Origin of the sequence: Nonomuraea sp. NPDC059194, from assembly GCF_042754765.1 — a bacterium.
Lineage (GTDB): Bacteria > Actinomycetota > Actinomycetes > Streptosporangiales > Streptosporangiaceae > Nonomuraea.
This window is the reverse complement of sequence record NZ_JBHZBH010000008.1, coordinates 206,616-231,036: the sequence shown is the minus strand read 5'-3', so window position 1 is coordinate 231,036 and position 24,421 is coordinate 206,616. Positions and strand designations below refer to the sequence as shown.

The window sequence follows — 24,421 nt, the reverse complement described above, 5'->3', positions numbered from 1 at the left end:
GGCGCGGGCTCCAGCTCGAACACATCGGCCGGAAGGCGGCCGTGCCGCCGCTCGAACGCGGCGGCTTGCCGGGTACGGGACTTGATCACGCTGGAGGGCAGGGACAGGCCGCCCGGCAGCGCCTCACGGACGGCATCCCATTCGGCCGGGGTGCGCTTGGCGGGATCGGCGGGCCAGGTGGCCAGCACCGCGGCGGTCAGGTCGGCCCGCCACCTGGCCGAGCGTAGAGCGCGCCCGGCCTGCTCCTGGGCCATGCGAACGATACGGTCGTTGACTTTGATGTCTTCGGGTGGAGCGGTTGTCCAGCCGAGGCGACGCAGCGCCATCCAGGCGTTTGACGGCAGCTTGCGGCCGCCCGCGTCCTGCCCGGAGGCCAGGACGTCCACGTCGGTGGTGTTCCAGTGTTCTGTGGTCAGCGCGCTGACCATGCCGGACACCAAGTCGGCGGCCCAGCCGACCCGCTCGGCCAGCACAGCGGCGGGCAGCAGTTCGCCGGTCTTCTCATCCGCGCCTGTGCGCAACAGGCCATGGGCGCACGCGGTGCGGGAGGTCTGGCCCTCGGTGAGCGGCAGCTTCCGGCTCACGTTCCGGCTCACGCGGCACGATCCTCGCCGGTGCATTGACCGCTTTCGGCGAGCAGCCGCTTGCGCGCCTGTGCCGACCGCATCGCATACAGGCGCCCGGCGAACGTGGTCACCAAGGACGCGAAGTCCTCCAGGAGTTCGTCCCGCCCGCCGGACTTCTTCGGGTGCAGTACCTCCAGTGTGACGCCGTACACGGAGAACAGACGCTTGAGCCAGCCGACACCGAATCGGGCCAACCGGTCCTCATGCGTCACCCGAACCACGGTCACACTGCCGGCCGACACCATCGCCAACACCCGGTTCAGGCCCGGCCGGTTCTCCCTCAGACCGGATCCACGGTCCTTGACGATCTTCACGACCTCGCCCGTGGACGTGGCCAGCAATTCCTCCTCCTGCGCATCCAGCGACGATTCCTGCCCGGACGAGCCCGAGACGCGCACATACAGAACCCCCCGCCGGGGACGGGAGGTCGCCGAGTCGCTGCCGCGCTTCATGTTCTCCACATCGACTAAGGAGAACCGGCGCTCACGGCCGACCCAGGAGAACGGGATCTTGCCGTCGATAGCCCACTGGCGAAGCGTCATCGGATGGATGCCCAGGCGCTTGGCGGCCTTGGAGATCCGCAGCAACTCCACACACGCAACTTTACATGTATAACATGAGAGATGACTAAGGAAGTCAATAAGCCTGACCTCATGCAGGAGCCAGGACCCGAGGGCGGCGCGCGCCGCCTGGTGCTGATGACGGTACGGCTGCCGCGCGAGGCGACGCTCGCCGACGCGATCGAGCGGCTCGGCCTGTCGGAGGAGGACGTGGACACCGGCTACGGCCTGGTCCTCATCGACCCCGACGAGGGTCTGTACGGCCTGCGCGTGACGGAGGAGGCGGGCCGCGCCGCCGGTCCGACCTTCTCCGACCCCAGGATCGAGCCCTACGGCCCGCCGCGGGCCAGTCCACCTAGGCGTTCGCGCGACTGAAGATCCTGTTGCCGATCGTCAGGCTGACGGCCGCGAAGATCGCCACGACCAGCACGCCGATCCCGACCGTGCTGGTCGTGTAGCGCCCGGCGAACAGCTCGCGCATGGCTTCCAGCACGTAGCGGAACGGGCTGACGTACGACATCGTGGCGAGCCAGCCCGGCGCCATCGACATCGGCAGGAACGTGCCGGACAGCAGCATCAGCGGCCACACCGCGGTCATCATGACCGGCGCGAACAGGTGCTCGTTCAGCCGCATCGCCGCCGCGTAGGACAGCGCGGCCAGGCTGACGCCGAGCACGACCACCAGCAGCAACGCGGCGATCACCCCGGCGACGGGGGCGCGCAGGCCGATGGCGTAGGCGACGGCGACCAGCAGCACGGTCTGGATCACCAGCGTGAAGGCGTTGGTGAGCACCCGCCCGAGCAGCAGCGACAGGCGGGCCGCCGGGGTGACCCTGAGCCGTTCGAGCACGCCCGAGCGCCAGTCGAAGACCACCCCGAACCCGGCCAGGCCCGCGCTGAGCAGCCCGAGCTGGATGATCAGGCCTGGGACCAGCGTCTCCCAGGTGCCGAAGGTCGCGAAGATCGGCCCGAACAGCACGAGAAAGAACAACGGCTGGGCGGCCGCGATGACGATGCCGAACTTGTGGCGCAGCATGATGCGGGTGTCGTGCCGGAAGAGCAGCCAGGTGTCCCTCATGACGCGATCTCCATGAACGCCTCGATCAGCGTGCGATCGCCCTTGAGCTCGGCGGGGGTGCCCTGGGCGGCGATCCTGCCGCTGTCGATGACGATCAGCCGGTCGCAGAGCGCCTCCGCCTCCTCCAGGTAGTGCGTGGAGACGAAGACCGTGAGGCCGAGCCCGCGGATGTGGTCCCACAGACCCGCCCTGCTCTGCGGGTCGAGCCCGGTGCTCGGCTCGTCGAGGAAGAGCACGGACGGGCGGTGCAGAAGGCTGAAGGCGATGTCGAAGCGGCGTCGCTGCCCGCCTGACAGGGCGCCGCCCGGCAGGTTCTCCATGCCGGTCAGCTCAAGGGTCTCCAGGGTGGCGGCGATGCGGGTGCGGGCCTCGGCGCGGCTCAGGCCGTACAGCATGGCCTGCAGTTCGAGCTCGTCGCCGAGCGGGTTGACCGGGTTGATGCCCCCGCTCTGCGAGACGTAGCCGATGCTGCGCCGTACGCCGCGGGGGTCGGTCAGCAGGTCGTGTCCCGCGATGGTGGCGGTGCCGGAGGTGGGCGGGAGCAGGGTCGTCAGCATGCGCATGGTCGTGGTCTTGCCCGCGCCGTTGGGGCCGAGGAAGCCGACGATCTCGCCCGGCGCGACGGCGAAGTCGACGCCGTTCACGGCGTGCACGCCGTTGGGGAAGGTCTTGGTCAGACCGGATGCTTCGATCACATTTTTACAGTAGCCACAATTTTGGAGTCACTGCAACCTTGTAGCATGTCCACATGGAAGAGGGGCTGCGGGAGCGCAAGAAGCGGGAGACCAGGCAGCGCATCGCCGACATGGCGATGGGGCTGTTCATGATGCGCGGGTTCGAGCAGGTCACGGTGGCCGAGGTGGCCAGGGCCGCCGACGTGTCGGTCAACACGGTCTTCAACTACTTCGGCACCAAGGAGGACCTGTTCCTCGACCGGCGCGAGGAGGTCGAGGACCTGCAGAGCAGGGTGGTGCGCGAGCGGCGGCATGGTGAGAGCGTCGTGGCGGCCTTCCGCCGCGACTTCCTGGCGGCGATCGAGGAGCGCGACTGGCGCTACGGCCTGAACGAGGGCGCCGACGTGTTCGGCCGCATCGTGGGAGACAGCCCCTCGCTCATGGCGCGCTTCAGGGAGCTGGAACACGAGCAGACCGAGCGCCTGGCCGCCACGCTGGCGGAGGAGTCGGCTGCCGACCCCGACGACCTGACCCCGCGCCTGGTCGCCGGGCTGATCATGGAGACCACCCGGCTGCTGTCGCGGCACGCGATCGTGCGCAGGTTCGCGGGCGAGAGCTGGACGGAGATCCTCCCCCACCTCAGAGTCCAGGCGGAGCAGGCATTCGATCTTCTGGAAAGCGGGATCTCGGACTACTGTGTCCGGATGTGACGATCATTGAGCGGCTGAAGCCGTTCTTCCAGTGGCTGGCGGGCACCGACGCCTTCATGAAGGTCGGCCCGAAGATCGTCCCCGCGATGGACCGGCTGGTCCACAAGCTCACCAAGGGCCGCCCCGTCAGCGACGCGATGATCCCCACGCTCGTGCTCACCACGACAGGGGCCAAGACCGGACAGCCGAGGCAGGCGCCGCTGGCCTGCCTGCCCGAGCCCGGCGGCGCGTTCCTGATCGTGGGCAGCAACTTCGGCAGGGACCACCACCCCGCGTGGAGCACCAACCTGCTCAGGACCCCCGAGGCCGTCGTCAGCTTCAGGGGCGAGCGGATTCCCGTCGTGGCCAGGCTGCTGGAGGGCGAGGAGCGCGAGCGGGCCTGGCCCGGCCTCGTCGCGCAGTGGCCGGTCTACGACCGCTACACCGTCAAGTCCGGCAGGCACCTGCGCGTCTTCAGGCTGACGCCCGTCGACTGACCGTCCACGGGACGTTCCCTTCGGTACCACCTTCGCAAGGAGTTCCTCTGTGCGCGAGCGCGCTCGTCTGATCATCGAGAGCCCCCGCTTCCAGCGATTCGTCATCGCGGTCATCCTGATCAACGCGGCCACCCTGGGCCTGGAGACCTTCCCGAGGGTGATGGAGGCCGCCGCGCCCGTGCTGGCCGCGATCGACCACGCGGCGCTGTACGTCTTCGTCGCCGAGCTGCTCACCAAGGTCTACGTCTACCGCGGTCGCTTCGTCCGCGACCCGTGGAACATCTTCGACACCGTCATCGTCGCCATCGCCGTCCTGCCCACGACGGGCGGCCTGTCGGTGCTGCGCGCGCTGCGCGTCCTGCGGGTGCTGCGCCTGGTGTCGGTCGTGCCGAGCCTGCGGCGCGTGGTCAACGCGCTGCTGACGGCGATGCCGGGGATGAGCTCGATCGTGGTGCTGCTGACGCTCGTGCTCTACGTCGGCGGCGTCATGGCCACCAAGCTGTACGGCGCGACCGCCCCCGAGTACTTCGGCTCGCTGCCCGTGTCGCTGTTCACCCTGTTCCAGACGATGACGGGCGAGGCGTGGCCGGACATCGCCCGCGAGGTCATGGCCGCGCACCCCTCGGCCTGGATCTTCTTCGTGGTCTTCATCCTCATCTGTTCATTCGTGGTGCTGAACCTCTTCATGGCGGTCGTGGTGAGCGCCATGGACGACGAGAAGCACGCCGAGGAGGAGGCGCTGGCCGAGGTCGTGGAGAAGACCTCGGCCGGCGCCACCAGCGCGATCATGGCCGAGCTCGCGGCGCTGCGGGCGGAGGTCAGGCAGCTGCGCGAGGAGGTGGGCGTCGGCGCCCCGCGCCGGGGCACCCGTACGGCCACCCGCGGGTAGCCGCAGTCAGAGGTAGACGATGCCCTCGGGCAGGTCGGAGCGGATCTCCGTGCCCACGCGCCGCGCCAGGAGGTCGTCGAGGCGGTCCAGGGGGCCGATCAGGGCACGACCCCCGGCCTTGGCGAAGCGGACGGCCGCGTCGATCTTGGGCTTCATCGATCCTTCCTCGAAGGGAAGCTCGGAGATCGCCTCAGGCGAGGCGGTCAGGATGTCCCGCTGCGCGGGAGTCCCCCAGTTCTCGCTGACATAGGCGGCGTCGGTGAGCATGATGAGCGTGTCGGCCTCGAGCTCGGCGGCCAGGGCGGCGCTGGCCAGGTCCTTGTCGACGACCGCCTGCACGCCCGACTGGCGGCCCCTGCCGTCCGTCTTGACGGGGACCCCGCCGCCGCCGACGCAGACGACGAGCTGGCCGTTCTCCAGCAGCGTGCGGATGAGCGGCGCCTGCATGACGCGCACCGGCGAGGGCGAGGGCACGACCCGGCGGAAGGCCGATCCGTCGCGGGCTATGGTCCAGCGGTACTCGGCGGCGGCCTCGGCCGCGTCCTGCGCGGAGTACTGCGGGCCGATCAGCTTCGTGGGGTGCTCGAAGGCCGGGTCCGCCTCGTCGACCTCGGTCGTGGTGAGGATCGCGGCGACCTCGCGTTCGCCGTTGAGCGCGTTGGTCAGCTCCTGCTGGATGACGTAGCCGATCATGCCCTGGGTCTCGGCGCCGAGGATGTCGAGGGGGTAGGCCGCGACGTCGCGGTAGGCGAGGTTCTGCAGCGCCAGCAGGCCGACCTGCGGGCCGTTGCCGTGAGTGATGACGAGTTCCTGCTCGCGGGCGAGACCGGCGAGCGCTCCGCAGGATGCCCTGACGTTGGCCCGCAGCCGGTCGGCCGTCATCGGCTCTCCCCTGCGGGCCAGTGCGTTGCCCCCGAGGGCCACGACGATGCGCATGGACATCTCCCTAGAAAACAGTGGTATACAGAATGCGAACATTTAACGGTATACCAATAAGGGGAGTGCAGCGTGAAGACAGCGCGTGCGCGGTGCGGCGACGCGGTGCTCCTGTCGCACCTGCGCGATCTGACCGGAACGGGACGGGTCGACACGGCGTTCAGGCACGTCCTCAACCTGCTGCTGCCCGGCGGGCGCCTCATGGCGCTCGCCTCCCGGCAGGCCGACAACGCGCCATGGACCCTGGTCGTGGACGTCCCGGACTGGACAAGTGCAGCGGTCGAGCCGGGGCAGGCGGTGGAGTTCGCTCCTGGCGCGCTCGCCACCGCCGGCCTGAGCATCGACACCACCGGCGCCGGCGACTGGGATCCCCCGCCGCTCTCCGTCTCCGTCGACGAGCTCGGCCCGGCGACCGCCGCCCTCGACCGTCTCGTGCGCACCCAAGGCACGCCAGGGGGGATGGTCGCCGCCGCGCGGCCGTCCCCCATGGAGGCCGCCCTGCGTGACGGGCGCGACGCGCTGGTGCGCGCGGTACTGGCCGCCGACCCCGATGGGGTACGGCGGGGCGTCCTCGGGCTGCTGGGGCTCGGCCCCGGCCTCACCCCGGCCGGAGACGACTTCCTCACCGGCCTGGCCCTGCTGTCCTCGCTGAGCGGCAGCCGGCTCGGGTTGTTCGCCGGGGGGCTGCGCGAGGTGCTCGCCGTACACGCGGGGCGGACGACGCTGCTGAGCTCGACCACGCTCGCCGAGGCGCTCGACGGGCGCGTCCGCGCTTCGCTGCTCGACCTCCTGAGCGCCATGGCCCGCCACGACCTGGCCCCCGCCCACCGTGTCCTGGCCATCGGCCACACCTCCGGCACCGACACCCTGTCGGGCCTGGTGACCGGACTCCACCTAGAAAGAGAACTGCGAGGTTCGCTGTGAGCATCACAGCAGTCGTCAAGAAGAACACCTATTTCGACTCGGTGTCGTTGATGTCCATCTCCACCAAGGCCAACGGCCTGGACGGGGTGAAGCAGGCCTTCGTGGCCATGGGCACCGAGATGAACAAGGAGGTGCTGAACAACCTCGGGCTCCTGGTCCCCGAGCTCCAGGCCGCAGGGAACGGCGACCTCATGATCGTGGTCGAGGCCGACTCCGGATCGGTGCTGGAGGAGATCGAGGCGCTCCTGGTGCGCAAGGCTCCGGCCGCGGGCGAGAGCTCGCTCACCTACCGGACGATCGCCGCCGCCAAGGAGGGCAACCCGGCCGCGAACCTGGCGGTGATCGCGGTCAACGGCGCCTACGCCGGGCGCGAGGCGCGCAAGGCGCTGGAGAGCGGCCTGCACGTGATGCTCTTCAGCGACAACGTGCCGGTCGAGCAGGAGGTCGCGCTCAAGCGCCTGGCCCACGACAAGGGGCTGCTCATGATGGGCCCCGACTGCGGCACCGCGATCATCAACAACGTCGCCCTGTGTTTCGGCAACGCCGTACGCCCCGGCACGGTAGGCATCGTCGCGGCCTCGGGCACCGGGGCGCAGGAGGTCAGCGTCCGCGTCCACGCCCTGGGCGGCGGGATCTCCCAGCTCGTCGGCACGGGCGGGCGCGACCTCAGCGAGGAGGTCGGCGGCATCATGATGATCGACGGGATCCGCGCGCTGGCCGCCGACCCGCGCACCGAGGTGATCATCCTGGTGTCCAAGCCCCCGGCCGCCTCGGTGGAACGCAAGGTGCTCGCCGAGATCGCGACCGCGGGCAAGCCGGTCGTCGTGTACTTCATCGGCGGCTCCGAGGAGGCGGTCAGCGCCGCGGGGGGACACTTCGCGCCGTCCAGCCAGGAGGCGGCGCTGCGGGCCGTACGGCTGGCGGTGGATCCCCGGGCCGAGGTCGAGCCCCTCCGGGCCCCGAGCATCGATCTCACCCCCGACCAGCGGTTCGTCCGCGGCCTGTTCTGCGGCGGGACGCTGTGCGACGAGTCGATGTACGCGCTGCTCGACGCCGGTGAGGACGTCTGGAGCAACATCCAGAAGAACCCCGAGCGGCGCCTTCCGGCCGGCAGCCCCAGTGTCGGGCACACCTTCCTCGACTTCGGCGACGACGACTTCACCAACGGCCGCCCGCACCCGATGATCGACCCCTCGCTGCGCCTGGCCCGGCTGGTCGAGGAGGCCAAGGACCCGCAGGTCGCGGCCATCGTCATGGACTTCATCCTCGGTTTCGGCGCGCACGAGGACCCGGTCGGGGTCACGCTCCCGGCGATCGAGGAGGCCAAGCGCATCGCCACCGAGGACGGCAGGCACCTGGAGATCGTGGGCTACGTGCTCGGCACCGATCTCGACACCCCGAGCCTGGCCGGCCAGGTCGCGGCACTGGAGGCCGCGGGGGTCACCGTCACCCGCAGCAGCACCGAGACGGGCCGCTACGCCCGTGAGCTCGTCCGCATCATCCGAGAGGCACGGAAGGCATGAACCTGTTTGAAAGCGACCTCGAGGTCGTCAACGTCGGACTGACCATGTTCGAGGAGGACATCGCCGCCCAGGGCGCGAAGGTCACCACCCTCGACTGGACGCCGCCCGGCGGCGGCAGGCCCGAGATCCTCGCCGCCCTCGACGCCCTGGAGCGTCCCGAGGTCGAGGCGGCCAACGCCCTGGCCGTCGAGCGCATCGTCAACTCCCGGCCGATGCTGGTCGGGTACGGCAAAGCCATCGACGTCGTGCCCGGCATGACGCCCACCACGATCCTGCACGCGGGCCCGCCCATCACCTGGGAGCGCATGAACGGCGCGATGAAGGGCGCCATCACCGGCGCGCTCGTCTTCGAGCGCCTGGCCGCGGACCTGGACGAGGCCGCCAGGCTGGCCGCCTCGGGCGAGATCACCTTCTCGCCGTGCCACGAGCACGACTGCGTGGGCTCCATGGCCGGGGTCACCTCTGCCTCGATGTACATGCACGTGGTGCGCAACGAGACCTACGGCAACACCGCCTACACCAACCTGTCCGAGCAGATGGCCAAGATCCTGCGCATGGGCGCCAACGACGAGTCGGTCATCGAGCGGCTGGACTGGATGCGCGACGTGCTCGGCCCCATGCTCAAGGAGGCCATGGAGATCGGCGGTCCGATCGACCTGCGGCTGCTGCTGTCCCAGGCGCTGCACATGGGCGACGAGTGCCACAACCGCAACAACGCCGGCACCCTGCTGCTCATGCAGGCGCTGGCGCCGTCGCTGCTGCAGACGAGCTTCTCCACCGAGCAGAAGAAGGAGGTCTTCGACTTCATCGCCAGCTCGGACTACTTCTCCGGGCCCACCTGGATGGCGACGGCCAAGGCCGCGCTGGACGCCGCGCACGGCATCGAGGGCTCGACGATCGTCACGACGATGGCGCGCAACGGCGTCGAGTTCGGCATCAGGGTCAGCGGCCTGGCAGGCAACCAGTGGTTCACCGGCCCGGCCCAGAAGGTCGTCGGGCCGATGTTCGCCGGGTACAAGCCGGAGGACTCCGGGCTGGACATCGGCGACAGCGCGATCACCGAGACGTACGGCTTCGGCGGGTTCGCCATGGCGACCGCCCCGGCCATCGTCGCGCTCGTCGGCGGGACCGTGGCGGAGGCCGTCGGCTTCACCAGGGACATGGGCGAGATCACCACGACGCACAACCCGAACGTCACCATCCCCAGCCTCGGCTTCCAGGGCATCCCCACGGGGATCGACGTCCGCAAGGTCCTGGCCACCGGCATCCTGCCGGTCATCAACACCGCGATCGCCCACAAGGAGGCAGGCATCGGAATGATCGGCGCCGGAATCACCCACCCGCCGGTCGAGGCCTTCGACAAGGCGATCACCGCCCTCGCAGGAGAGCTCTCATGAGCGCCCAGGCGACCGGCGTGCCGGCGGAGGACTCGGAGTACGAGCACACACCCGTCCCCCTGGAGCACCGCAAGTCCCTGCTGACGGTGTCGGCGGTCTGGTTCGGGTTCCCCATGATCCTCACCAACGCCGTCCCCGGCGGCGTGGTGGTCGCGGCGCTGGGCTTCTGGCGCGGAATGGCGGCCATCCTGGCTGCCAACCTCGTCATGCTGGTCTACGTCGGGCTGCTGAGCCACCGGGCGGGCAGCACCGGTGAGAGCTTCTCCCTGCAGGCCACCAGGACCTTCGGCAGGGTCGGCTACATCATCGCCTCCGGGTTCCTTGCCACGATCGTCGTCGGCTGGTTCGCCTTCAACACGGGAGCCACCGGCGCCACGCTCAACCAGGCCTTCGGCTGGCACGAGCAGGCCGTCGCGGTCCTGGCGGGGGCGGCCTTCATCGCGGTCACCTACCTCGGCATCCGCGCCCTGTCATGGCTGGGCATGGTCGCCGCGCCGCTGTTCATCGTGGCCGGCCTGATCGCCATCGTCATCGTGTCCATGGAGCACGACCTCGGGGCGATCTTCTCCTACCAGGGAGTGGCCGGAAGCAGCGCGCTCACCTTCGGCGCGGCCGTCTCCCTCATCATGGCCACCTTCGCCGACTCCGGCACGATGACGGCCGACTTCACCCGCTGGTCGAAGAACGGCAGGCAGGCCGTCCTCGCCACCGTCACCGCCTTCCCCGTGGCCAGCCTCGTCGCCCAGATCACCGGCGGGGTGGTCGTCGCCGCCGGGGCGATCGCCTCGGCCGAGACCGTCGGCGGCAACTTCCTGCCGATCCTGACCGACGGTCACGGATTCCTGCTCAGCGCGCTGGCCGCGGTGTTCGTCATCGTCAACCTCGGCTCGGTGTGCAGCCACTGCCTCTACAACGGCGCGCTGAGCTGGTCGCACCTGACCGGCACCCGGATGCGCGTGATGACGCTCGTGCTCGGCGTCATCGGCACCGTCGCGGCCCTGGCCGGCGTCTGGAACCACTTCCTCGACTGGCTGGTCATCCTCAGCGTGTTCGTCCCGCCGCTCGGCGGGGTGCTCATCGCCGACCAGGTCCTGCTGCGCCGCAAGGAGAGTGACGGTCCCGCTCCCGCGGTGCGGCCGACCGCGTTCGTCGCATGGGCGGCGGGGGCCGCCGTGGGCGGGCTGGTGCACTGGCTGGCGCCGCAGTTCTCCGACGCGGTGAGCGGCCTGGTGGTCGCGCTGATCGTCTACGTCGTGATCGAGCGGACGGCCGCGCCACGCACCTCCGGCCTGGCGCGGTAGCCCGGTCTCCAAAAGTTCCGGCCCCCACCCGGGGCCGGAACATCACCATTGCTAGCGGGAGTAGAACTCGACCACGAGCTGCTCGTCGACCGGCACCACGATCTGCTCGCGCTCGGGCCTGGCGGCCAGCGTGAAGGTCAGGGCCTTGTGGTCGACGCTCAGGTAGCTCGCGATCCGCTCGTCGGCGTAGACGCCCTCGGCCGCGGCCACGAACGGCTGCATCCCGCGCGAGCGCTCGCGCACGGAGACGACCTGGCCGGGCTTGACCAGGTAGCTGGGGATGTCGACCTTGCGGCCGTCGACGCTGATGTGGCCGTGGGCGACGTACTGCCTGGCCGCGTAGATCGAGGGGGCGAGGCCGGCGCGCAGCACCAGGGAGGCCAGGCGGCTCTCCAGCAGCACGACCAGCTCGGCGCCCGAGGCGCCCGACTTGCGCACCGCCAGGTCCCAGTAGCGGCGCAGCTGGCGCTCGGAGACGTCGTAGTACCAGCGCAGCTTCTGCTTCTCCATGAGCCGCAGGCCGTAGTCACCGGTGGTGCGGCGGTTTGTCTTGCGGCCGTGCTCGCCCGGCGGATAGGGGCGCTGCTCGAAGTAGCGGACGGCTTTCCTGGTCAGCGGGACGCCCGCGCGTCGGGACAGTCGCACCTTCGGGCCGGTGTAGCGCACGTTCACCTCAATGTGGTTAGGTAATCCTTACTAAGGGAAGCCTAACCTATATTTGATGTAGAACTCAAGGAGACGCCATGCCTCTGGCCGCCCCTCCGCTGCCCGAACGCGTCCGGACCCTGGCCGCGACCTCACGGGCCGCGCAGCTGATCGTCGACGGCACCCGGTGCCCCGTGAGCGGCGCCGTCGACTCGCGCGGCCGTCCGGTCCTCCTCGTCCGGCCGGGCGAGCCGCTGCATGGGCTGCGCGGCGACGCGGTCGTGTCGGTCAACCTGTCCGCGATGCGGCGGCTGGGCGAGGTGGACTACCCCCGTGGGCTGATCGAGGTCCAGGGCTGGGCCGAGGCCGTGCCCGAGCGCGACGCGCGGGAGGCGGCGGTGGCGATCTCGGCGCACGCCGCCGACGAGGGCCTGTTCGAGGCCCTGGAGCGGTACGGCGCGCCGGACGCGCCCCACCTGCTGCGCCTCGACGTCGGCCAGGTGGTCTACCTGACGGGCGAGGAGTCGGGCGTGCTGGACGCCGACGAATACCTGGAGGCCGCCCCCGATCCGCTGGCCGAGGTGGCCGAGCAGGTGCTCGCCCACGTCAACGGCTCGCACCGGCCGCAGCTCACGGCGGGCGTCGGACGGTTGCTCGGACTGCCGGCCGAGTCGGTGTGGCTGTGGGAGCTCGACAGGTACGGCGCGACGGTCAGGCTCGGCGACGAGGATCCCGCGCTGGTGCGCTTCCCGTGGCCGGTGCCCGCCGGGTCGGGACTGTGCCTGGAGACCGCCCTCAGGGCCATCCTCTGCACCTGCTGAACACCCCGGCGGCGGGTGTGCTTGATCCACCCGGTCGGTGACTCACCTACCATGCATGTCGTGAGCGACACCGGGCGGCGCGAACGCGCCATGATGACCATCGCGGCTCTCGCCGGCACGCTGATGCTGGCGTTCTCGGCGATCCTCATCGGCGGATCGCTGCCCTCACCAGGGCCGTGGCGGGCTCAGGGCGAGGCCGAACCACCCTCGCCCGCCGAGCGCCCCGCCGCGCACTCGGTCACCAGCACCCCCCGCTCGACCGGGCAGCCCTCCGGCCGACCGGAAGGGGCCGTGCCGCTCGCGACCCGCGACAACCGCCCGCGGGCCCATGCCTCGCCGCCGCCGACGTCGCCGCCCCTGTCGTCGCCGTTCAGCGAGCCGTCGCGCACCCCCGGCCTGGTGCCTCCCGCCACCCCCCGCGACAACGCCGACATCTCGGCGGCGTCCAGGCCGTCCGCGCCTGGGCTGATCGAGGCGACCTCCTCGACGCCCGAGCCGCCGCGCCGTACCAAGAAGCCGAAGCGGCCGAAGAAGGCCCTCCGCCACGACACCGAACTCAAGGACGTCACCCATTCCGACCACGAGCGGGGCGGCGGCTTCTGAGGGCGGTGACCCTCAGCGGGTGGGGCGGCTGGTCAGCGCCTCGTCCACGGCGTCCGGTGACAGGACGTGGTCCAGCACCATCACCGCGCACCCGCTGATGCCCGCCGCCGCGCCCAGCCTGCTGGCCTCGATCCGCAGCCGGCGGGTGGCCAGCGCGGTCGAGCGGCGGTAGACGACCTCGCGGATGCTCGACACCAGCGGCCCGAACGCCTCGGCCATGTCGCCGCCGAGCACGACCACGGCGGGGTTGAGGATGTTGACCGCGCCGGCGACGACCTCGCCGATCCTGCGGCCCGCCTCGCGCACGATCGCCATCGTCTCGGCGTCGCCCGCGCGCACCAGCGCGGTCACGTCCGCGATGGTCTTCACGTCGCGGCCCGCGGCGCGCAGGTCGCGCAGCAGCGCGGTGCCGCTGGCCACCGAGTCGACACAGTCGACGTTGCCGCACCTGCACAGCACGCCGCCGCCGTCGCGCACGGGGATGTGGCCGATCTCGCCCGCCGCGCCGAGCGCGCCGCGCAGGATCTCGCCGCCGGCGATGACGCCCGCGCCGATCCTGGTGGAGATCTTCACGAACATCAGGTCGCCGGTCTCCTCGGCGTAGACGCCGCGGTGCTCGCCGATGGCCAGCACGTTGACGTCGTTGTCGACGAAGACGGGCACCGGGAAGCGCGCGCGCACCAGTGGCGGGATCTCCACGCCCGTCCAGCTCGCCATGACCCTGGCCGACTCCGTACGGCCGGCGGCGAACTCGACGGTGGCGGGCACACCCATGCCCACGCCCTTGACCCTGGCGCCGGGGCAGCGGCCGTCGAGCAGTTCGTCCCAGGTGTCCATGAGCAGCGGCAGCACCACGTCGGGCCCCTGCTCCACGTCGATGACGAACTCGCGGCCCGCCAGCTCGTGCCCGGCCAGGTCGCACACGGCCACTCTCGTACGGCTCGCGCCCAGCGCGGCCACCAGCACGACGCCGCCCGAGGCGTTGAACTCCAGCCGCACGGGAGGGCGTCCGCCCGTGGAGGGCGCGTCGGTCCGCTCGACGACCAGGCCGCGCTCGAGCAGTTCACCCACGCGCAGGGACACCGCCGGTCGTGACAGGCCCGTCACCCGCCCGAGGTCCGCTCGCGTGACGGCTTCACCCGTGCGGATCAGGTCGAGGACCTCCCCGCTGGTGGCGAGCGTGGCTGCGGTACGTCTGGGCATCGGCTAAGTGAATCACAGCCGGTTAGGTAATGAAAAGTCATGACTTTCTCATTTCAAATAGCAAAAGCCCGCTTGTGTGCTCTCCGAACTATGGCTAATGTCCGTTCTGTCCTTCCTTGGTAGATCACTTGGTAGATCATCGGAGTCGAGCCGTGCTGTCCCCCACCTGTCACACCGCCGATCTGGTCGTCTTCGGCGGCACCGGCGACCTGTCGATGCGCAAACTGCTGCCCGCCTTGTTCCACTCCGACCTGGAGGGCAGGCTCGCCCCAGAGACGCGGATCATCGCGATGTCGCGCGGCGGGCTGACGGACGCCGACTTCCGCGGCAAGGTCGACGCCGAGGTGCGCTCCGCCGTCCCCGATGACGCCGACGCATGGCAGCGCTTCCTCGGCCGCCTTCACCACGTGTCGGTCGACGTGGGCGGTGAGGACGGCAGCGGCTGGTCCGCCGTGGTGAAGATGCTGGCCGGGCACGAGGACAGGGACAGGGTCTTCTATCTGGCCAGCCCGCCCATGACGTTCGGCCCGTTCTGCCGGGAGCTCCAGCAGGCCGGGCTGGTCACGCCGCTGTCCCGGGTGGTGCTGGAGAAGCCGCTCGGCCGCGACCTGGTCAGCGCCCAGCGCATCAACGACGAGGTCGGCGAGATCTTCGACGAGCGGCAGATCTTCCGCATCGACCACTACCTGGGCAAGGAGACGGTGCAGAACCTGCTGGTCCTGCGCTTCGCCAACGCCTTCCTCGAGCCGATCTGGAACTCCCTCTGGATCGACCACGTGCAGATCACCGCGGCCGAGACCGTCGGCACGCCGGGACGCCGCGGCTACTACGACCACGCCGGCGCGCTGCGCGACATGGTGCAGAACCACCTGCTGCAGCTGCTGACGCTGGTGGCCATGGAGCCGCCCGCGCGCAACGACCGCGAGGCCATCCGCGACGAGAAGGTGAAGGTGCTGCAGTCGCTGCGGCCCATCGTCGGCTCCGAGGTCGACAGGTTCACCGTGCGCGGGCAGTACACCGGCGCCGGCGAGATGCCCTCCTACCTCGACGAGCCCGCCTCCACCCCGCCGACCGAGGCCTCCCGCAGGGTCGAGACGTTCACTGCGATCCGCGCCGAGGTCAAGAACTGGCGCTGGGCGGGCGTGCCGTTCTACCTGCGGACCGGCAAGCGCATGCCGTACCGGCGCTCGGAGATCGTCATCCAGTTCAAGGACGTGCCGCACTCCATCTTCCCCGGCGGCACGCCCAACCGCCTGGTGCTGCGGCTGCAGCCCGAGGAGGGCATCGAGCTGCACATCATGGCCAAGGAGCCGGGCGCGGGCGAGACGCTGCTGAAGCCGGTGCCGCTGTCGCTCAGCTTCGGCAAGACGTTCGCCACGCGGGTGCCCGAGGCCTACGAGCGGCTGCTGTCCGACGTGCTCGGCGGCAACCCGACCCTGTTCATGCGGCGCGACGAGGTGGAGGCCGCGTGGCGGTGGATCGACCCGATCCTCGCCGCGTGGGAGTCGTCGGCCGAACTGCCCGAGCCCTACCCCGCGGGGACGACCGGTCCCGCGGGCGCCCACGAACTGCTCGGCCGCAGCGGCCGGGCCTGGCACGACGAGGAGGCGTAAACAGTGAATCCGACTATCCAGCAGGTGACCGACCGGGTGGCTGAGCGCTCCCTCGCCAGCCGTACCGTCTATCTGGAGCGGATCAGGCGCGAGGGCGAGCTGGCCCGCTCCCGCGGCCCCGCCCGCGCGCACCTCGGGTGCGCGAACCTGGCGCACGGCTTCGCCGCCGCCTCACCCGAGGACAAGCCCCTGCTGAGGGGTACGGCCAAGCCCGGTGTGGCGATCGTGACCAGCTACAACGACATGCTGAGCGCGCACCAGCCGTACGAGAGCTACCCCGCCGAGCTGAAGGCCGCCGTGCGCAGGGCCGGCGGCGTCGCGCAGGTCGCGGGCGGCGTGCCCGCCATGTGCGACGGCATCACCCAGGGCCGGGCGGGCATGGAGCTGTCGCTGTACAGCCGCGACGTGATCGCGATGGCGACGGCGATCGCGCTGTCGCACGACATGTTCGACGCCTCGCTCATGCTGGGCGTCTGCGACAAGATCGTGCCGGGCCTGCTGATCGGCGCGCTGCACTTCGGGCACCTGCCCGCCGTGTTCGTGCCCGCCGGGCCGATGACGTCGGGGCTGCCGAACAAGGTCAAGGCGCGCACCCGCCAGCTGTTCGCCGAGGGCAAGGTCGGCAGGGACGAACTGCTCGACGCCGAGTCGAAGTCCTACCACTCCCCCGGCACCTGCACCTTCTACGGCACCGCCAACTCCAACCAGGTGATGGTCGAGGTCATGGGCCTGCACCTGCCCGGCTCGACCTTCGTCAACCCGCACACCCCGCTACGGCACGCCCTCACCGAGGCGGCCGGCGCGCGGGCGGTCGAGATCACCGCGCACGGCGGCGAGTACGCGCCCGTGGGCGAGGTCGTCGACGAGAAGGCGATCGTCAACGCCTGCGTCGCGCTGCTGGCCACCGGCGGCTCCACCAACCACACCCTGCACCTGGTGGCCATCGCGGCCGCCGCGGGCATCGTGCTGACCTGGGACGACCTGGCCGCGCTGTCCAAGGTGGTGCCCTCGCTGACCAAGATGTACCCCAACGGCCAGGCCGACGTGAACCACTTCCGCGACGCGGGCGGCATGCAGGCGCTGATCGGCGACCTGCTCGACAACGGCCTGCTGCACGGCGACGTCCTGACGATCGCGGGCAGGGGGCTGGACCACTACCGGTCCGCGCCGACCCTGAAGGAGGACGCGCTGGTCTGGGAGGAGCACACCTCAGGCAGCGCCGACCTCGACGTGCTGCGGCCGGTCTCGGCGCCGTTTTCCGCCGACGGCGGCATCCACATGCTGAACGGCAGCCTGGGCTGCGCCGTCAGCAAGGTCTCCGCGGTCAAGCCCGAGCACCTGGTGATCGAGGCGCCCGCCCGCGTCTTCGACGACCAGCTGGAGCTGCTGCGCGCCTTCGAGGCGGGCGAGCTGGACGGGCAGGACTTCGTGGCGGTCATCCGCTACCAGGGGCCGAGCGCGAACGGCATGCCCGAGCTGCACAAGCTGACCCCGCCGATGGCGGTGCTGCTCGACCGTGGGCAGCGGGTGGCGATCGTGACCGACGGCCGGATGTCGGGCGCGTCGGGCAAGGTGCCCGCGGCCATCCACCTGTCGCCCGAGGCGGCCGACGGCGGGCCCATCGCGCTGGTCCGCGACGGCGACCCGATCAGGCTCGACTCGGCGGCGGGCACCCTGGACGTGCTGGCCGACCTGTCGGGCCGCACGCCCGAGGGGCGCGCGCTGAGCGACGCCGAATGGGTGGGGACGGGGCGGGAGCTGTTCTCCGCCTTCCGCCGGATGGCGGGGCACGCCGAGCATGGGGCGAGCGTCTTCGGCGTCAACGGGGCCGAGTCGCCCACCCACGGGCCCGGACTGGGTTTCGCGGCCCCCGCCGGGTTCGCCCACTCCGAGGTCGCCGAGTGACCCAGAGAGCACGCGGATCCCGGAAGACCCGCGCCACCGCCCGCCCCCCGCTCGGCCGGAGACCTCGCCTCGACGCCGTCGTGGGAGGGGGTGCCGTATGAGGATGTTCGAGCTGCCGTGGCTGGTGGCCGACATCGGGGGGACCAACGCCAGGTTCGGCCTGGTCACCGAGCCCGGCGGCGCGCCGACCGAGGTCGCCGTGCTGGCCGGCGCCGTCCACGCCACGCTTCCCGAAGCCGTAGCCGCATACCTCGCAGACCATGCGGGCGGAGTTCGGCCGGGAGCGGCGTGCCTGGCGGTCGCGGGCCCGATCGACGGCGACACCTACCGGCTGACCAATCTGCCGTGGACGGGCTCGGTGCGCGAGCTCGGCCTGCCGTACGCGACGCTGTTGAACGACTTCGAGGCGCTAGCGGTCTCGCTGCCGCACCTGGCGGGCGACGAGCTCGCCTCGCTGGGCGGACCTGCGCCCGCGGACGGCGTCAAGGCCGTTCTCGGGCCCGGCACGGGCCTCGGCGTGGCGGGGCTGGTGCCGGCCGAGCGCGGCTGGGTGCCGGTCCCCGGCGAGGGCGGCCACGTCACCGTGCCGATCCTCGACGACCGCGAGCTGGAGATCGTCAGGGTGCTGCGCGCGGGCGGCATGCCGCACGTGGTGGCCGAGCACCTGCTGTCGGGCCCCGGCCTGACGCGCCTGCACGGCGCGCTGGCCGTGGTGAACGGCGTCCAGGCGCCCACGCTGGCCGCCTCGGACATCGTGGCCCGGCTGGACGACTCGCTGTGCGCGGAGACCGTCGAGGTGTTCTGCGGCATGCTCGGCAGCTTCGCCGGCAACGTGGCACTCACGCTCGGCGCGCGGGGCGGGGTCTTCCTCGGCGGCGGCGTGCTGCCGCGTATCGTGGACAGGGTCCGCGCCAGCGACTTCCGCCGCCGGTTCGAGGCCACGCCCCACCTCGTCGACTACCTGTCGGCCATCGCCACCACCCTGATCGTCGCGCCGCAACCGGCGCTCACCGGCGCCGCCGCGTGGCTGGCGCAGCAATCGCTGAAGGAGCTCGTCCCATGAGTCTGCTCGACCTGGCCCCCGTGATCCCCGTCGTCGTCGTCGACGACGTGGAGACCGCCGTGCCGATGGCGCGCGCCCTGGTGGCGGGCGGGCTGCCAGCCATCGAGGTCACGCTGCGCACCGCGGGCGCGCTGGAGGCGATCGCGCGCATCGCGGCCGAGGTCCCCGGCGCGGTGGTCGGCGCGGGCACGGTCAGGACGGCGGCCGACGTCGCGGCCGCGGTGGAGTCAGGGGCGCGATTCCTGGTCTCGCCGGGGACGACCCCGACGCTGTTGGACGCCTTGCAGGCCGCCGGGGTACCCTTCCTGCCTGGTGCGGCGACCGCTTCGGAGGTCATGGCCCTGGCCGAGCGGGGGCTCGAGGAGCTGAAGTTCTTCCCCGCCGAGGCCGCGGGCGGCCTGCCGTACCTGAAGTCGCTGGCCGGGCCGCTGCCCGGGGTCAGGTTCTGCCCGACGGGCGGGATCAGGCCGGACACGGCCCGCGACTACCTGGCGCTGCCGAACGTCGGCTGCGTCGGCGGCACCTGGCTCACCCCGGCCGACGCGCTGGCCTCGGGTGACTGGGCGCGCGTGGAGAAGCTCGCCGCCGAGGCGGCGGCGCTGCGCTGACGATCACAGACTCGCCGGCGGGACAACCTCCCTCGCCCGCCGCGGCCATGAGTCGCCGTGACCCGGCGTCGGGCTCATGGAACAGGCCCGTGGGGGCGAACCCGCGCCCACGGGCCTTTCCCTTGCCATCGCCTGCGGTAGCTGAGCATTGGCTCATGATTCAGCGCCCTGTATGTCGGCTTGACACGGGACACGAGAAGATACGAATTGACTGTTGGGACCGAGATCAGCAAGCTGAGCTGTCCCATCAGCGATGATGGAGCAAGTGACCATGGCGCGGAGAGGCGCCTTCCGGGGGGACGAGGTGGACGTGACGGCCAAGGAGTCGCAGCGACGCGCCGATGACGGCAAGAGCAAGAAGAAGGGCTCCTCGTGGAAGGAGCTGCCGATCCTCATCGTCGTGGCTCTCGGCCTCGCCCTGCTCATCAAGACCTTCATCGTGCAGCCGTTCTACATCCCCTCGGAGTCGATGGAGAACACCCTGCTGATCAACGACAGGGTGCTGGTGAACAAGCTCGTCTACCACACGCGTGACATCGAGCGCGGCGACGTCATCGTCTTCAACGGCGAGGACTCGTGGGATCCCGAGGTGGTGACCGAGGAGCCCAGCAACCCGGTGACCGGCGCGCTGCGCTGGGCCGGCGAGCTGTTCGGGCTGGTGCCGGGCGAGAAGGACTACATCAAGCGCGTCATCGGCGTGGCGGGCGACCGGGTCGAGTGCTGCGACGCCAAGGGCCGCATCACGGTCAACGGGGTGCCGCTCGACGAGAAGAGCTACCTGTATCCGGGTGACGTGCCGTCCGACAAGCAGTTCAAGATCACGGTGCCCGAGGGCAGGCTGTGGGTCATGGGCGACCACAGGTCGGTGTCCTACGACTCCCGCGGCCACATCGGCGACGAGGGCGGCGGCACGATCCCGGTCGAGAACGTGCTGGGCAGGGCGTTCGTGATCATGTGGCCGGTGTCGCGGTGGAGCTCCCTGGACATCCCCGAGACCTTCGCCCAGCCGGGCCTGAAGAAGTAGCGGTTCAGGGGCCGAGGTAGGCGAGAACGGCGGCGACGCGGCGGTGCACGTCGGCGCTGTTCTCCAGCCCCAGCTTGGTGAAGATGGCGTTGACGTTCTTCTCCACCGACGAAATCGACAGGTGCAGGGCCCGCGCGATGCCGCCGTTCGAGCGTCCCCTGGCCATCTCCCGCAGCACGTCCCGTTCGCGCGGAGTCAGCTCCTCCTGCTCGCCCCTCATGTCCCTACGGGCCAGCAGGCCCTCCACCACCTTGGGGTCGATCACCGAGCCGCCCGAGGCGACGGCCCTGATCGCGCCGAGCAGCTCCTCAAGGTCGCCCACCCTGTCCTTCAGCAGGTAGGCGAACCCCTCGGTGCCGTGCTTGAACAGCTCGAAGGCGAACAATGCGTCGGAGTACTGCGACAGCACCACCACGCCGACCCCCGGATGCTCGGCGTGGACGCGGTGCGCGGCGTCGATGCCCTCGAAACCGGCCCGCCACCCCCCTCCCGGCATCCTGATGTCAGTGATCACCACGTCGGGCGTCAGCCTGCGCACGGCGTCGAGCAGCTCGTCGGCGTTGCCGACCGCACTGACGACGACGATCTCGCCTGACAGCTCCAGCAGCCGTCTGGTGCCTTCGCGCACCAGGTAGTGGTCGTCGGCGACGACCGTCCGCAACGGCTCAGGCATCGACCGGCACCCACGCTGTCATCCGTGTTCCCTTTCCTACCTCGCTGAGAATCTCGAGTCTGCCGCCGAGGGCGTTGAGCCGATCGGACAACGGGGACAGGCCCGTCCTGGCCGTCGTCGCGGGGTCGAAGCCCCTGCCGTCGTCGGTGACGGTGGCCAGCAGCCTGTTGCCCTCGCGGGCCAGCCGTATCTCTATCGTGGCGGCGGCGGCGTGCTTGAGCGCGTTGGCCACCGCCTCGCTGACGGTGAAGTACATCGCGCCCTCCACCTCGTCGGAGAAGCGGGCGGCGCGCATGCCCTCGCCCGCGTTCACCCTGACGGGCACGGGCAGCCGCGCGCAGCGTTCCTCGACGGCCTCGACGAGGCCGCCCTGGCCGAGCGCCGACGGGTGGATGCCGGCGGCCAGCTCGCGCAGGTCGGCGAGGGTCTGGCGGGCCTGCTCGCGCAGCTCGGCCAGCAGCTGCGGGCCGCCGCCGGTGGCCCTGGCCAGTTCGAGGCCCGCGATGAGGGCGACGAGCTGCTGCTGGACGCCGTCGTGGATGTTGCGCTCGATGCGCCGCCGCTCGGCCTCCTGCGCGTTGACCAGGCGCGCGGCCAGGCCCTCGCTCTGGATGGCCAGCCCCGCCGGTACGGCGAGCGCCTCGAGGAAGCGGCGGTCCTCGGCGGTGAGCCCGCCGTACTCTCTCGGGCCGCACTCCAGCTGGCCGAGCCCGCCCCTGACGGGCACGACGAGCGCGGCGGGCCCGTCCTCGCGCCCGGCCACGACGCGGGCGCCGTCGGCCAGCCGTACCGCCGCCCAGGTGGTGTTCAGCGCCCCGCGGACGGCGGCGGCCAGCCTGCCGAGCAGTTCCACCGGCTCGGGGCTCTCGTCCAGGACGGAGCCGAAGCGGGAGAGCACCTCGCCGACCGTGGGCCGCACGTCGAAGACCATGAGCAGCCTGGAGCCCCGGATGCCGATCCTGATGTCGAGGAGCTGGTGGCGGATGAGGGCGACGGCGATGGCGGCGGGCAGCGAACCCAGGCTGCCGGTCAGCCCGACCACGCCCCAGCTCGTGTGCCCACCGAAGAGGAAGACGGCCAGCGCGACGAAGCCCGCCACGTTGGCCGTGGCGCCGGCCACCATCCACGCGTACTGCCCGCGTTCGGAAGGCTCGCTGCGCCGCCATCGCACGACCAGGCCCACGAGCACGACCAGGGCCACGATCCACGCGGCGAACTGGCCGAAGGTGGACATCGCGCCGCCGACCACCGTGAGTGTCGTCGGCTCCCCCAGCAGCAGGGGGCCGAGCAGGGCGTTGCCGGTGGCGTGCGTGACGACCGCGGCGGCACCGATCCACGCGACAGGCCGCCAGCGCCGTGACGGGAGCCGCCCCTCGGGGAACAGCAAGGGAACGAAGATCGAGTTGGCCCCGTAGTAGAGGGCGTACATCGAGCCGCTGATCACGAGCGCGAACCCGGCGGCGTGCCCGGTTCTGACCCAGAGGCCGGCGCCGAGGATGCCGAGGCCCAGGCACACCGCCGTGGCCAGCAGCAGCCAGCCGTACGGGATCCGGGGGCGCCGGACGGCCAGCAGCCAGCCCAGCGCGGGAGAGAGCAGGGCCAGGACGATGAAGACCCACTGCGTCCACGGAGCGGGCAGCCCCGACTCCAGCAGTGCTCCCGCGACCACGCCCACGGCGGCGATCGCCGCGAGGAACCCGGCAATCAGCCTCGAACCCATAAGCACCCATCGTCGTGAACCAGCCGGAGAGCGTCTATGAGGTTATCCGCATATTTGATGATGAGGCTGGCCTGGTGGGCTTCCGTGGCCCGGCTCGCTTGGCTGGAGGCATGAGACCTGTTGCCATCGCTGTGACCACGTCCTCCCTCCTGCTGACGGCGTACGGCGTCACCGTCACCTCGCCGGGCGCGGCGGCTTCCGCCGCGGCCCCAGCGGCCGGGACGGCGGCCGTGCGCGACGTCCCGATCCCCGACACGCCCGCGGGCAGGCAGCTGCGCTGGTTCATGGCCGCGGTGCCGGACGCGCCGCTGCCCGAGGAGCAGCTCACCGAGCACTTCACGGCCGCGATGCTCGCCGCTGTGCCGCCCGCCCAGCTCAACGCGCAACTGGTCGCCATGAAGGACCTCACCCTCGTCAAGATCCTCCACGCCGAGCCCACCGTGATCATGTCCGAGGTGACGACGGGCGGCAGGACCTTCTGGATGGAGCTCGTCGTCGACCGCGACGGCAAGATCGGCGGGCTGCGGCTGACCACCCCCGTCACCCCCAAGCCGACGCCCGCGAGCTGGAAGGAGCTCGACGAGCGGATCAGGAAGGCGGCTCCAAGGATCGGGTTCATGGCCGCCGAGATCACCCCCCGCGGTGACTGCCGCCCCGTCCGCTCCCTCGCCCCCCGTACGGCCAGGCCGCTCGGCTCGATGTACAAGCTGTATGTCCTGCGGGCCGCCGCCGAGAAGATCCCCGACTGGAACACCAAGCTCACGATCCGGCCGGAGCTGAAGAGCCTGCCCGCCGGTCAGTTGCAGGACCGGCCGGACAACAGCAAGGTGTCGGTCATGGAGGCCGCCAAGCTGATGATCGCCATCAGCGACAACACCGCGGCCGACCTGCTGCTCCACAAGGTGGGCAGGAAGGCGGTCGAGGCCACGCAGTCGCGCAACGTCCCCTTGCTCACCACGCGGGAGCTGTTCGCGCTGAAGGGCGCCGACTACCCCACGCATGCCAAGAAGTACCTGTCGCTCGGCAAGAAGAAGCAGCGGGCCTACCTGGACAAGGTGATCGCCAAGGTGCCGCTCGGCTCGATCAAGGCCTGGTCCGCGCCGCGCGAGCTCGACACCATCGAGTGGTTCGGCTCCCCCGCCGACGTCTGCGCGGCGCACGCCGAACTGCGCGGGCTCAAGGACCGGCGCGTGGAGGAGGTCATGACCCAGACCGACGCGGGGCTCGGCCTCGACCGGAAGACGTGGCGGTCGGTGTGGTTCAAGGGCGGCTCCGAGCAAGGGGTCCTTGACCTCGGCTTCTCGGCCAGGACGAAGGACGGGCGCACGTTCTTCGTCACGGCCATGGCCTCCGACACCAAGGCCCCGCTCGACGAGGGCAACGTCGCCAGCGAGCTGATCGCCCTGACCAAGGGCGCTTTCACGCTCATGCAGAAGGGCTGACAGACAG

24 protein-coding genes and 1 pseudogene are annotated in these 24,421 nt (G+C 70.8%); 16 read left to right on the top strand and 9 right to left on the bottom strand.

What is annotated here, in order from left to right; translation table 11 throughout:
- Both ACFXJ8_RS14080 and ACFXJ8_RS14075 read right to left on the bottom strand, forming a co-directional pair.
- Positions 1 to 596: pseudogene (locus tag ACFXJ8_RS14080) on the bottom strand (transposase); the annotation flags it as partial.
- Positions 593 to 1,219 carry an IS607 family transposase gene (locus ACFXJ8_RS14075; protein WP_379644265.1) on the bottom strand — a complete coding sequence of 209 codons (627 nt, stop codon included), beginning with the start codon at positions 1,217 to 1,219 and terminating at the stop codon, positions 593 to 595. The gene ACFXJ8_RS14075 and the pseudogene ACFXJ8_RS14080, both read right to left, overlap by 4 nt.
- A gap of 30 nt (positions 1,220 to 1,249) precedes the next feature.
- On the opposite strand from ACFXJ8_RS14075, the gene ACFXJ8_RS14070 reads away from it, so the two are divergent.
- Positions 1,250 to 1,561 carry a hypothetical protein gene (locus ACFXJ8_RS14070; RefSeq protein WP_379644264.1) on the top strand — a complete coding sequence of 104 codons (312 nt, stop codon included), beginning with the start codon at positions 1,250 to 1,252 and terminating at the stop codon, positions 1,559 to 1,561.
- On the opposite strand, the gene ACFXJ8_RS14065 is transcribed toward ACFXJ8_RS14070, so the two are convergent.
- Positions 1,542 to 2,264 (bottom strand): ABC transporter permease, encoded by a 723-nt coding sequence (locus ACFXJ8_RS14065; RefSeq protein ID WP_379644263.1) that lies wholly within the window; start codon positions 2,262 to 2,264, stop codon positions 1,542 to 1,544. The genes ACFXJ8_RS14070 and ACFXJ8_RS14065 overlap by 20 nt on opposite strands.
- Positions 2,261 to 2,959, bottom strand: coding sequence for an ABC transporter ATP-binding protein (locus ACFXJ8_RS14060; protein ID WP_379644262.1), 699 nt, complete (start codon positions 2,957 to 2,959; stop codon positions 2,261 to 2,263). The genes ACFXJ8_RS14065 and ACFXJ8_RS14060 overlap by 4 nt, the downstream gene beginning before the upstream one ends.
- Positions 2,960 to 3,012: 53 nt before the next feature.
- Here ACFXJ8_RS14060 and ACFXJ8_RS14055 point away from each other — a divergent pair, with 53 nt between their 5' ends.
- The 3 genes from ACFXJ8_RS14055 to ACFXJ8_RS14045 are packed head-to-tail and all read left to right on the top strand — an operon-like array spanning position 3,013 to position 5,013.
- Entirely contained in the window at positions 3,013 to 3,648 is a 636-nt protein-coding gene (locus ACFXJ8_RS14055; protein ID WP_379644261.1) for a TetR family transcriptional regulator, read from the top strand.
- Positions 3,645 to 4,124 (top strand): nitroreductase family deazaflavin-dependent oxidoreductase, encoded by a 480-nt coding sequence (locus tag ACFXJ8_RS14050; protein WP_379644260.1) that lies wholly within the window; start codon positions 3,645 to 3,647, stop codon positions 4,122 to 4,124. Before ACFXJ8_RS14055 ends, ACFXJ8_RS14050 begins: the two co-directional genes overlap by 4 nt.
- Positions 4,125 to 4,173: 49 nt before the next feature.
- Positions 4,174 to 5,013, top strand: coding sequence for an ion transporter (locus ACFXJ8_RS14045; RefSeq protein WP_379644259.1), 840 nt, complete (start codon positions 4,174 to 4,176; stop codon positions 5,011 to 5,013).
- Positions 5,014 to 5,019: 6 nt separating this feature from the next.
- Here ACFXJ8_RS14045 and ACFXJ8_RS14040 read toward each other — a convergent pair whose 3' ends face one another.
- A complete protein-coding gene (locus ACFXJ8_RS14040; protein WP_379644258.1) occupies positions 5,020 to 5,949 on the bottom strand; it encodes a carbamate kinase in 930 nt (309 codons plus the stop codon).
- A 72-nt stretch (positions 5,950 to 6,021) separates the two neighbouring features.
- Between ACFXJ8_RS14040 and ACFXJ8_RS14035 the strand changes: the two genes are divergently transcribed.
- Genes ACFXJ8_RS14035 through ACFXJ8_RS14020 form a run of 4 tightly spaced genes read left to right on the top strand, consistent with a single transcriptional unit; the run spans position 6,022 to position 11,094 of the window.
- Positions 6,022 to 6,873, top strand: coding sequence for a DUF2877 domain-containing protein (locus ACFXJ8_RS14035; RefSeq protein ID WP_379644257.1), 852 nt, complete (start codon positions 6,022 to 6,024; stop codon positions 6,871 to 6,873).
- The gene (gene fdrA / locus ACFXJ8_RS14030) at positions 6,870 to 8,396 is read left to right on the top strand and encodes an acyl-CoA synthetase FdrA (protein ID WP_379644256.1); all 1,527 of its coding nucleotides are present in this window, start codon (positions 6,870 to 6,872) and stop codon (positions 8,394 to 8,396) included. The genes ACFXJ8_RS14035 and fdrA overlap by 4 nt, the downstream gene beginning before the upstream one ends.
- Complete coding sequence (locus tag ACFXJ8_RS14025; RefSeq protein WP_379644255.1) at positions 8,393 to 9,793, top strand: DUF1116 domain-containing protein; 1,401 nt, start codon at positions 8,393 to 8,395, stop codon at positions 9,791 to 9,793. Before fdrA ends, ACFXJ8_RS14025 begins: the two co-directional genes overlap by 4 nt.
- Positions 9,790 to 11,094: a cytosine permease gene (locus tag ACFXJ8_RS14020; protein ID WP_379644254.1), complete on the top strand. Its 1,305-nt coding sequence runs from the start codon at positions 9,790 to 9,792 to the stop codon at positions 11,092 to 11,094. Before ACFXJ8_RS14025 ends, ACFXJ8_RS14020 begins: the two co-directional genes overlap by 4 nt.
- Positions 11,095 to 11,145: 51 nt before the next feature.
- Here ACFXJ8_RS14020 and rpsD read toward each other — a convergent pair whose 3' ends face one another.
- Entirely contained in the window at positions 11,146 to 11,760 is a 615-nt protein-coding gene (rpsD, locus tag ACFXJ8_RS14015) for a 30S ribosomal protein S4 (protein WP_379644273.1), read from the bottom strand.
- Between the two features lie 77 nt (positions 11,761 to 11,837).
- Here rpsD and ACFXJ8_RS14010 point away from each other — a divergent pair, with 77 nt between their 5' ends.
- Together ACFXJ8_RS14010 and ACFXJ8_RS14005 are read left to right on the top strand one after the other, a co-directional pair.
- Positions 11,838 to 12,560, top strand: a complete 723-nt coding sequence (locus tag ACFXJ8_RS14010; protein WP_379644253.1) for a DUF2470 domain-containing protein — start codon at positions 11,838 to 11,840, stop codon at positions 12,558 to 12,560.
- A gap of 60 nt (positions 12,561 to 12,620) precedes the next feature.
- Positions 12,621 to 13,163, top strand: a complete 543-nt coding sequence (locus ACFXJ8_RS14005; RefSeq protein ID WP_379644252.1) for a hypothetical protein — start codon at positions 12,621 to 12,623, stop codon at positions 13,161 to 13,163.
- Between the two features lie 12 nt (positions 13,164 to 13,175).
- On the opposite strand, the gene ACFXJ8_RS14000 is transcribed toward ACFXJ8_RS14005, so the two are convergent.
- Complete coding sequence (locus tag ACFXJ8_RS14000) at positions 13,176 to 14,366, bottom strand: ROK family transcriptional regulator (protein WP_379644251.1); 1,191 nt, start codon at positions 14,364 to 14,366, stop codon at positions 13,176 to 13,178.
- A gap of 152 nt (positions 14,367 to 14,518) precedes the next feature.
- Between ACFXJ8_RS14000 and zwf the strand changes: the two genes are divergently transcribed.
- The 5 genes from zwf (at position 14,519) to lepB (ending at position 20,579) form a co-directional block, all read left to right on the top strand.
- Positions 14,519 to 15,979, top strand: a complete 1,461-nt coding sequence (zwf, locus tag ACFXJ8_RS13995; protein WP_379644250.1) for a glucose-6-phosphate dehydrogenase — start codon at positions 14,519 to 14,521, stop codon at positions 15,977 to 15,979.
- Between the two features lie 3 nt (positions 15,980 to 15,982).
- Complete coding sequence (gene edd / locus ACFXJ8_RS13990; RefSeq protein ID WP_379644249.1) at positions 15,983 to 17,884, top strand: phosphogluconate dehydratase; 1,902 nt, start codon at positions 15,983 to 15,985, stop codon at positions 17,882 to 17,884.
- Positions 17,885 to 17,981: 97 nt separating this feature from the next.
- Positions 17,982 to 18,947 (top strand): glucokinase, encoded by a 966-nt coding sequence (locus tag ACFXJ8_RS13985; protein ID WP_379644248.1) that lies wholly within the window; start codon positions 17,982 to 17,984, stop codon positions 18,945 to 18,947.
- A complete protein-coding gene (gene eda / locus ACFXJ8_RS13980; protein WP_379644247.1) occupies positions 18,944 to 19,555 on the top strand; it encodes a bifunctional 4-hydroxy-2-oxoglutarate aldolase/2-dehydro-3-deoxy-phosphogluconate aldolase in 612 nt (203 codons plus the stop codon). The genes ACFXJ8_RS13985 and eda overlap by 4 nt, the downstream gene beginning before the upstream one ends.
- Positions 19,556 to 19,826: 271 nt before the next feature.
- Positions 19,827 to 20,579 (top strand): signal peptidase I, encoded by a 753-nt coding sequence (gene lepB / locus ACFXJ8_RS13975; RefSeq protein WP_379644246.1) that lies wholly within the window; start codon positions 19,827 to 19,829, stop codon positions 20,577 to 20,579.
- A gap of 4 nt (positions 20,580 to 20,583) precedes the next feature.
- Here lepB and ACFXJ8_RS13970 read toward each other — a convergent pair whose 3' ends face one another.
- Together ACFXJ8_RS13970 and ACFXJ8_RS13965 are read right to left on the bottom strand one after the other, a co-directional pair.
- On the bottom strand, positions 20,584 to 21,252 hold the full coding sequence (locus ACFXJ8_RS13970; RefSeq protein WP_379644245.1) for a response regulator: 669 nt from the start codon (positions 21,250 to 21,252) through the stop codon (positions 20,584 to 20,586).
- Entirely contained in the window at positions 21,245 to 22,972 is a 1,728-nt protein-coding gene (locus ACFXJ8_RS13965) for a sensor histidine kinase (RefSeq protein WP_379644244.1), read from the bottom strand. Before ACFXJ8_RS13965 ends, ACFXJ8_RS13970 begins: the two co-directional genes overlap by 8 nt.
- A gap of 110 nt (positions 22,973 to 23,082) precedes the next feature.
- Here ACFXJ8_RS13965 and ACFXJ8_RS13960 point away from each other — a divergent pair, with 110 nt between their 5' ends.
- The gene (locus ACFXJ8_RS13960) at positions 23,083 to 24,414 is read left to right on the top strand and encodes a Cpe/LpqF family protein (RefSeq protein WP_379644243.1); all 1,332 of its coding nucleotides are present in this window, start codon (positions 23,083 to 23,085) and stop codon (positions 24,412 to 24,414) included.
- Positions 24,415 to 24,421: the final 7 nt, after the last annotated feature.

What these genes read in the sequence shown, in the direction of transcription:
- ACFXJ8_RS14070 (WP_379644264.1), top strand. Translation starts at nt 1,250, where the DNA reads ATGACTAAGGAAGTCAATAAGCCTGACCTCATGCAGGAGCCAGGACCC.
- ACFXJ8_RS14065 (WP_379644263.1), bottom strand. Translation starts at nt 2,264, where the DNA reads ATGAGGGACACCTGGCTGCTCTTCCGGCACGACACCCGCATCATGCTG.
- ACFXJ8_RS14055 (WP_379644261.1), top strand. Translation starts at nt 3,013, where the DNA reads ATGGAAGAGGGGCTGCGGGAGCGCAAGAAGCGGGAGACCAGGCAGCGC.
- ACFXJ8_RS14040 (WP_379644258.1), bottom strand. Translation starts at nt 5,949, where the DNA reads ATGCGCATCGTCGTGGCCCTCGGGGGCAACGCACTGGCCCGCAGGGGA.
- ACFXJ8_RS14025 (WP_379644255.1), top strand. Translation starts at nt 8,393, where the DNA reads ATGAACCTGTTTGAAAGCGACCTCGAGGTCGTCAACGTCGGACTGACC.
- ACFXJ8_RS14020 (WP_379644254.1), top strand. Translation starts at nt 9,790, where the DNA reads ATGAGCGCCCAGGCGACCGGCGTGCCGGCGGAGGACTCGGAGTACGAG.
- ACFXJ8_RS14010 (WP_379644253.1), top strand. Translation starts at nt 11,838, where the DNA reads ATGCCTCTGGCCGCCCCTCCGCTGCCCGAACGCGTCCGGACCCTGGCC.
- ACFXJ8_RS14000 (WP_379644251.1), bottom strand. Translation starts at nt 14,366, where the DNA reads ATGCCCAGACGTACCGCAGCCACGCTCGCCACCAGCGGGGAGGTCCTC.
- ACFXJ8_RS13985 (WP_379644248.1), top strand. Translation starts at nt 17,982, where the DNA reads ATGAGGATGTTCGAGCTGCCGTGGCTGGTGGCCGACATCGGGGGGACC.
- eda (WP_379644247.1), top strand. Translation starts at nt 18,944, where the DNA reads ATGAGTCTGCTCGACCTGGCCCCCGTGATCCCCGTCGTCGTCGTCGAC.
- lepB (WP_379644246.1), top strand. Translation starts at nt 19,827, where the DNA reads ATGGCGCGGAGAGGCGCCTTCCGGGGGGACGAGGTGGACGTGACGGCC.
- ACFXJ8_RS13970 (WP_379644245.1), bottom strand. Translation starts at nt 21,252, where the DNA reads ATGCCTGAGCCGTTGCGGACGGTCGTCGCCGACGACCACTACCTGGTG.
- ACFXJ8_RS13965 (WP_379644244.1), bottom strand. Translation starts at nt 22,972, where the DNA reads ATGGGTTCGAGGCTGATTGCCGGGTTCCTCGCGGCGATCGCCGCCGTG.
- ACFXJ8_RS13960 (WP_379644243.1), top strand. Translation starts at nt 23,083, where the DNA reads ATGAGACCTGTTGCCATCGCTGTGACCACGTCCTCCCTCCTGCTGACG.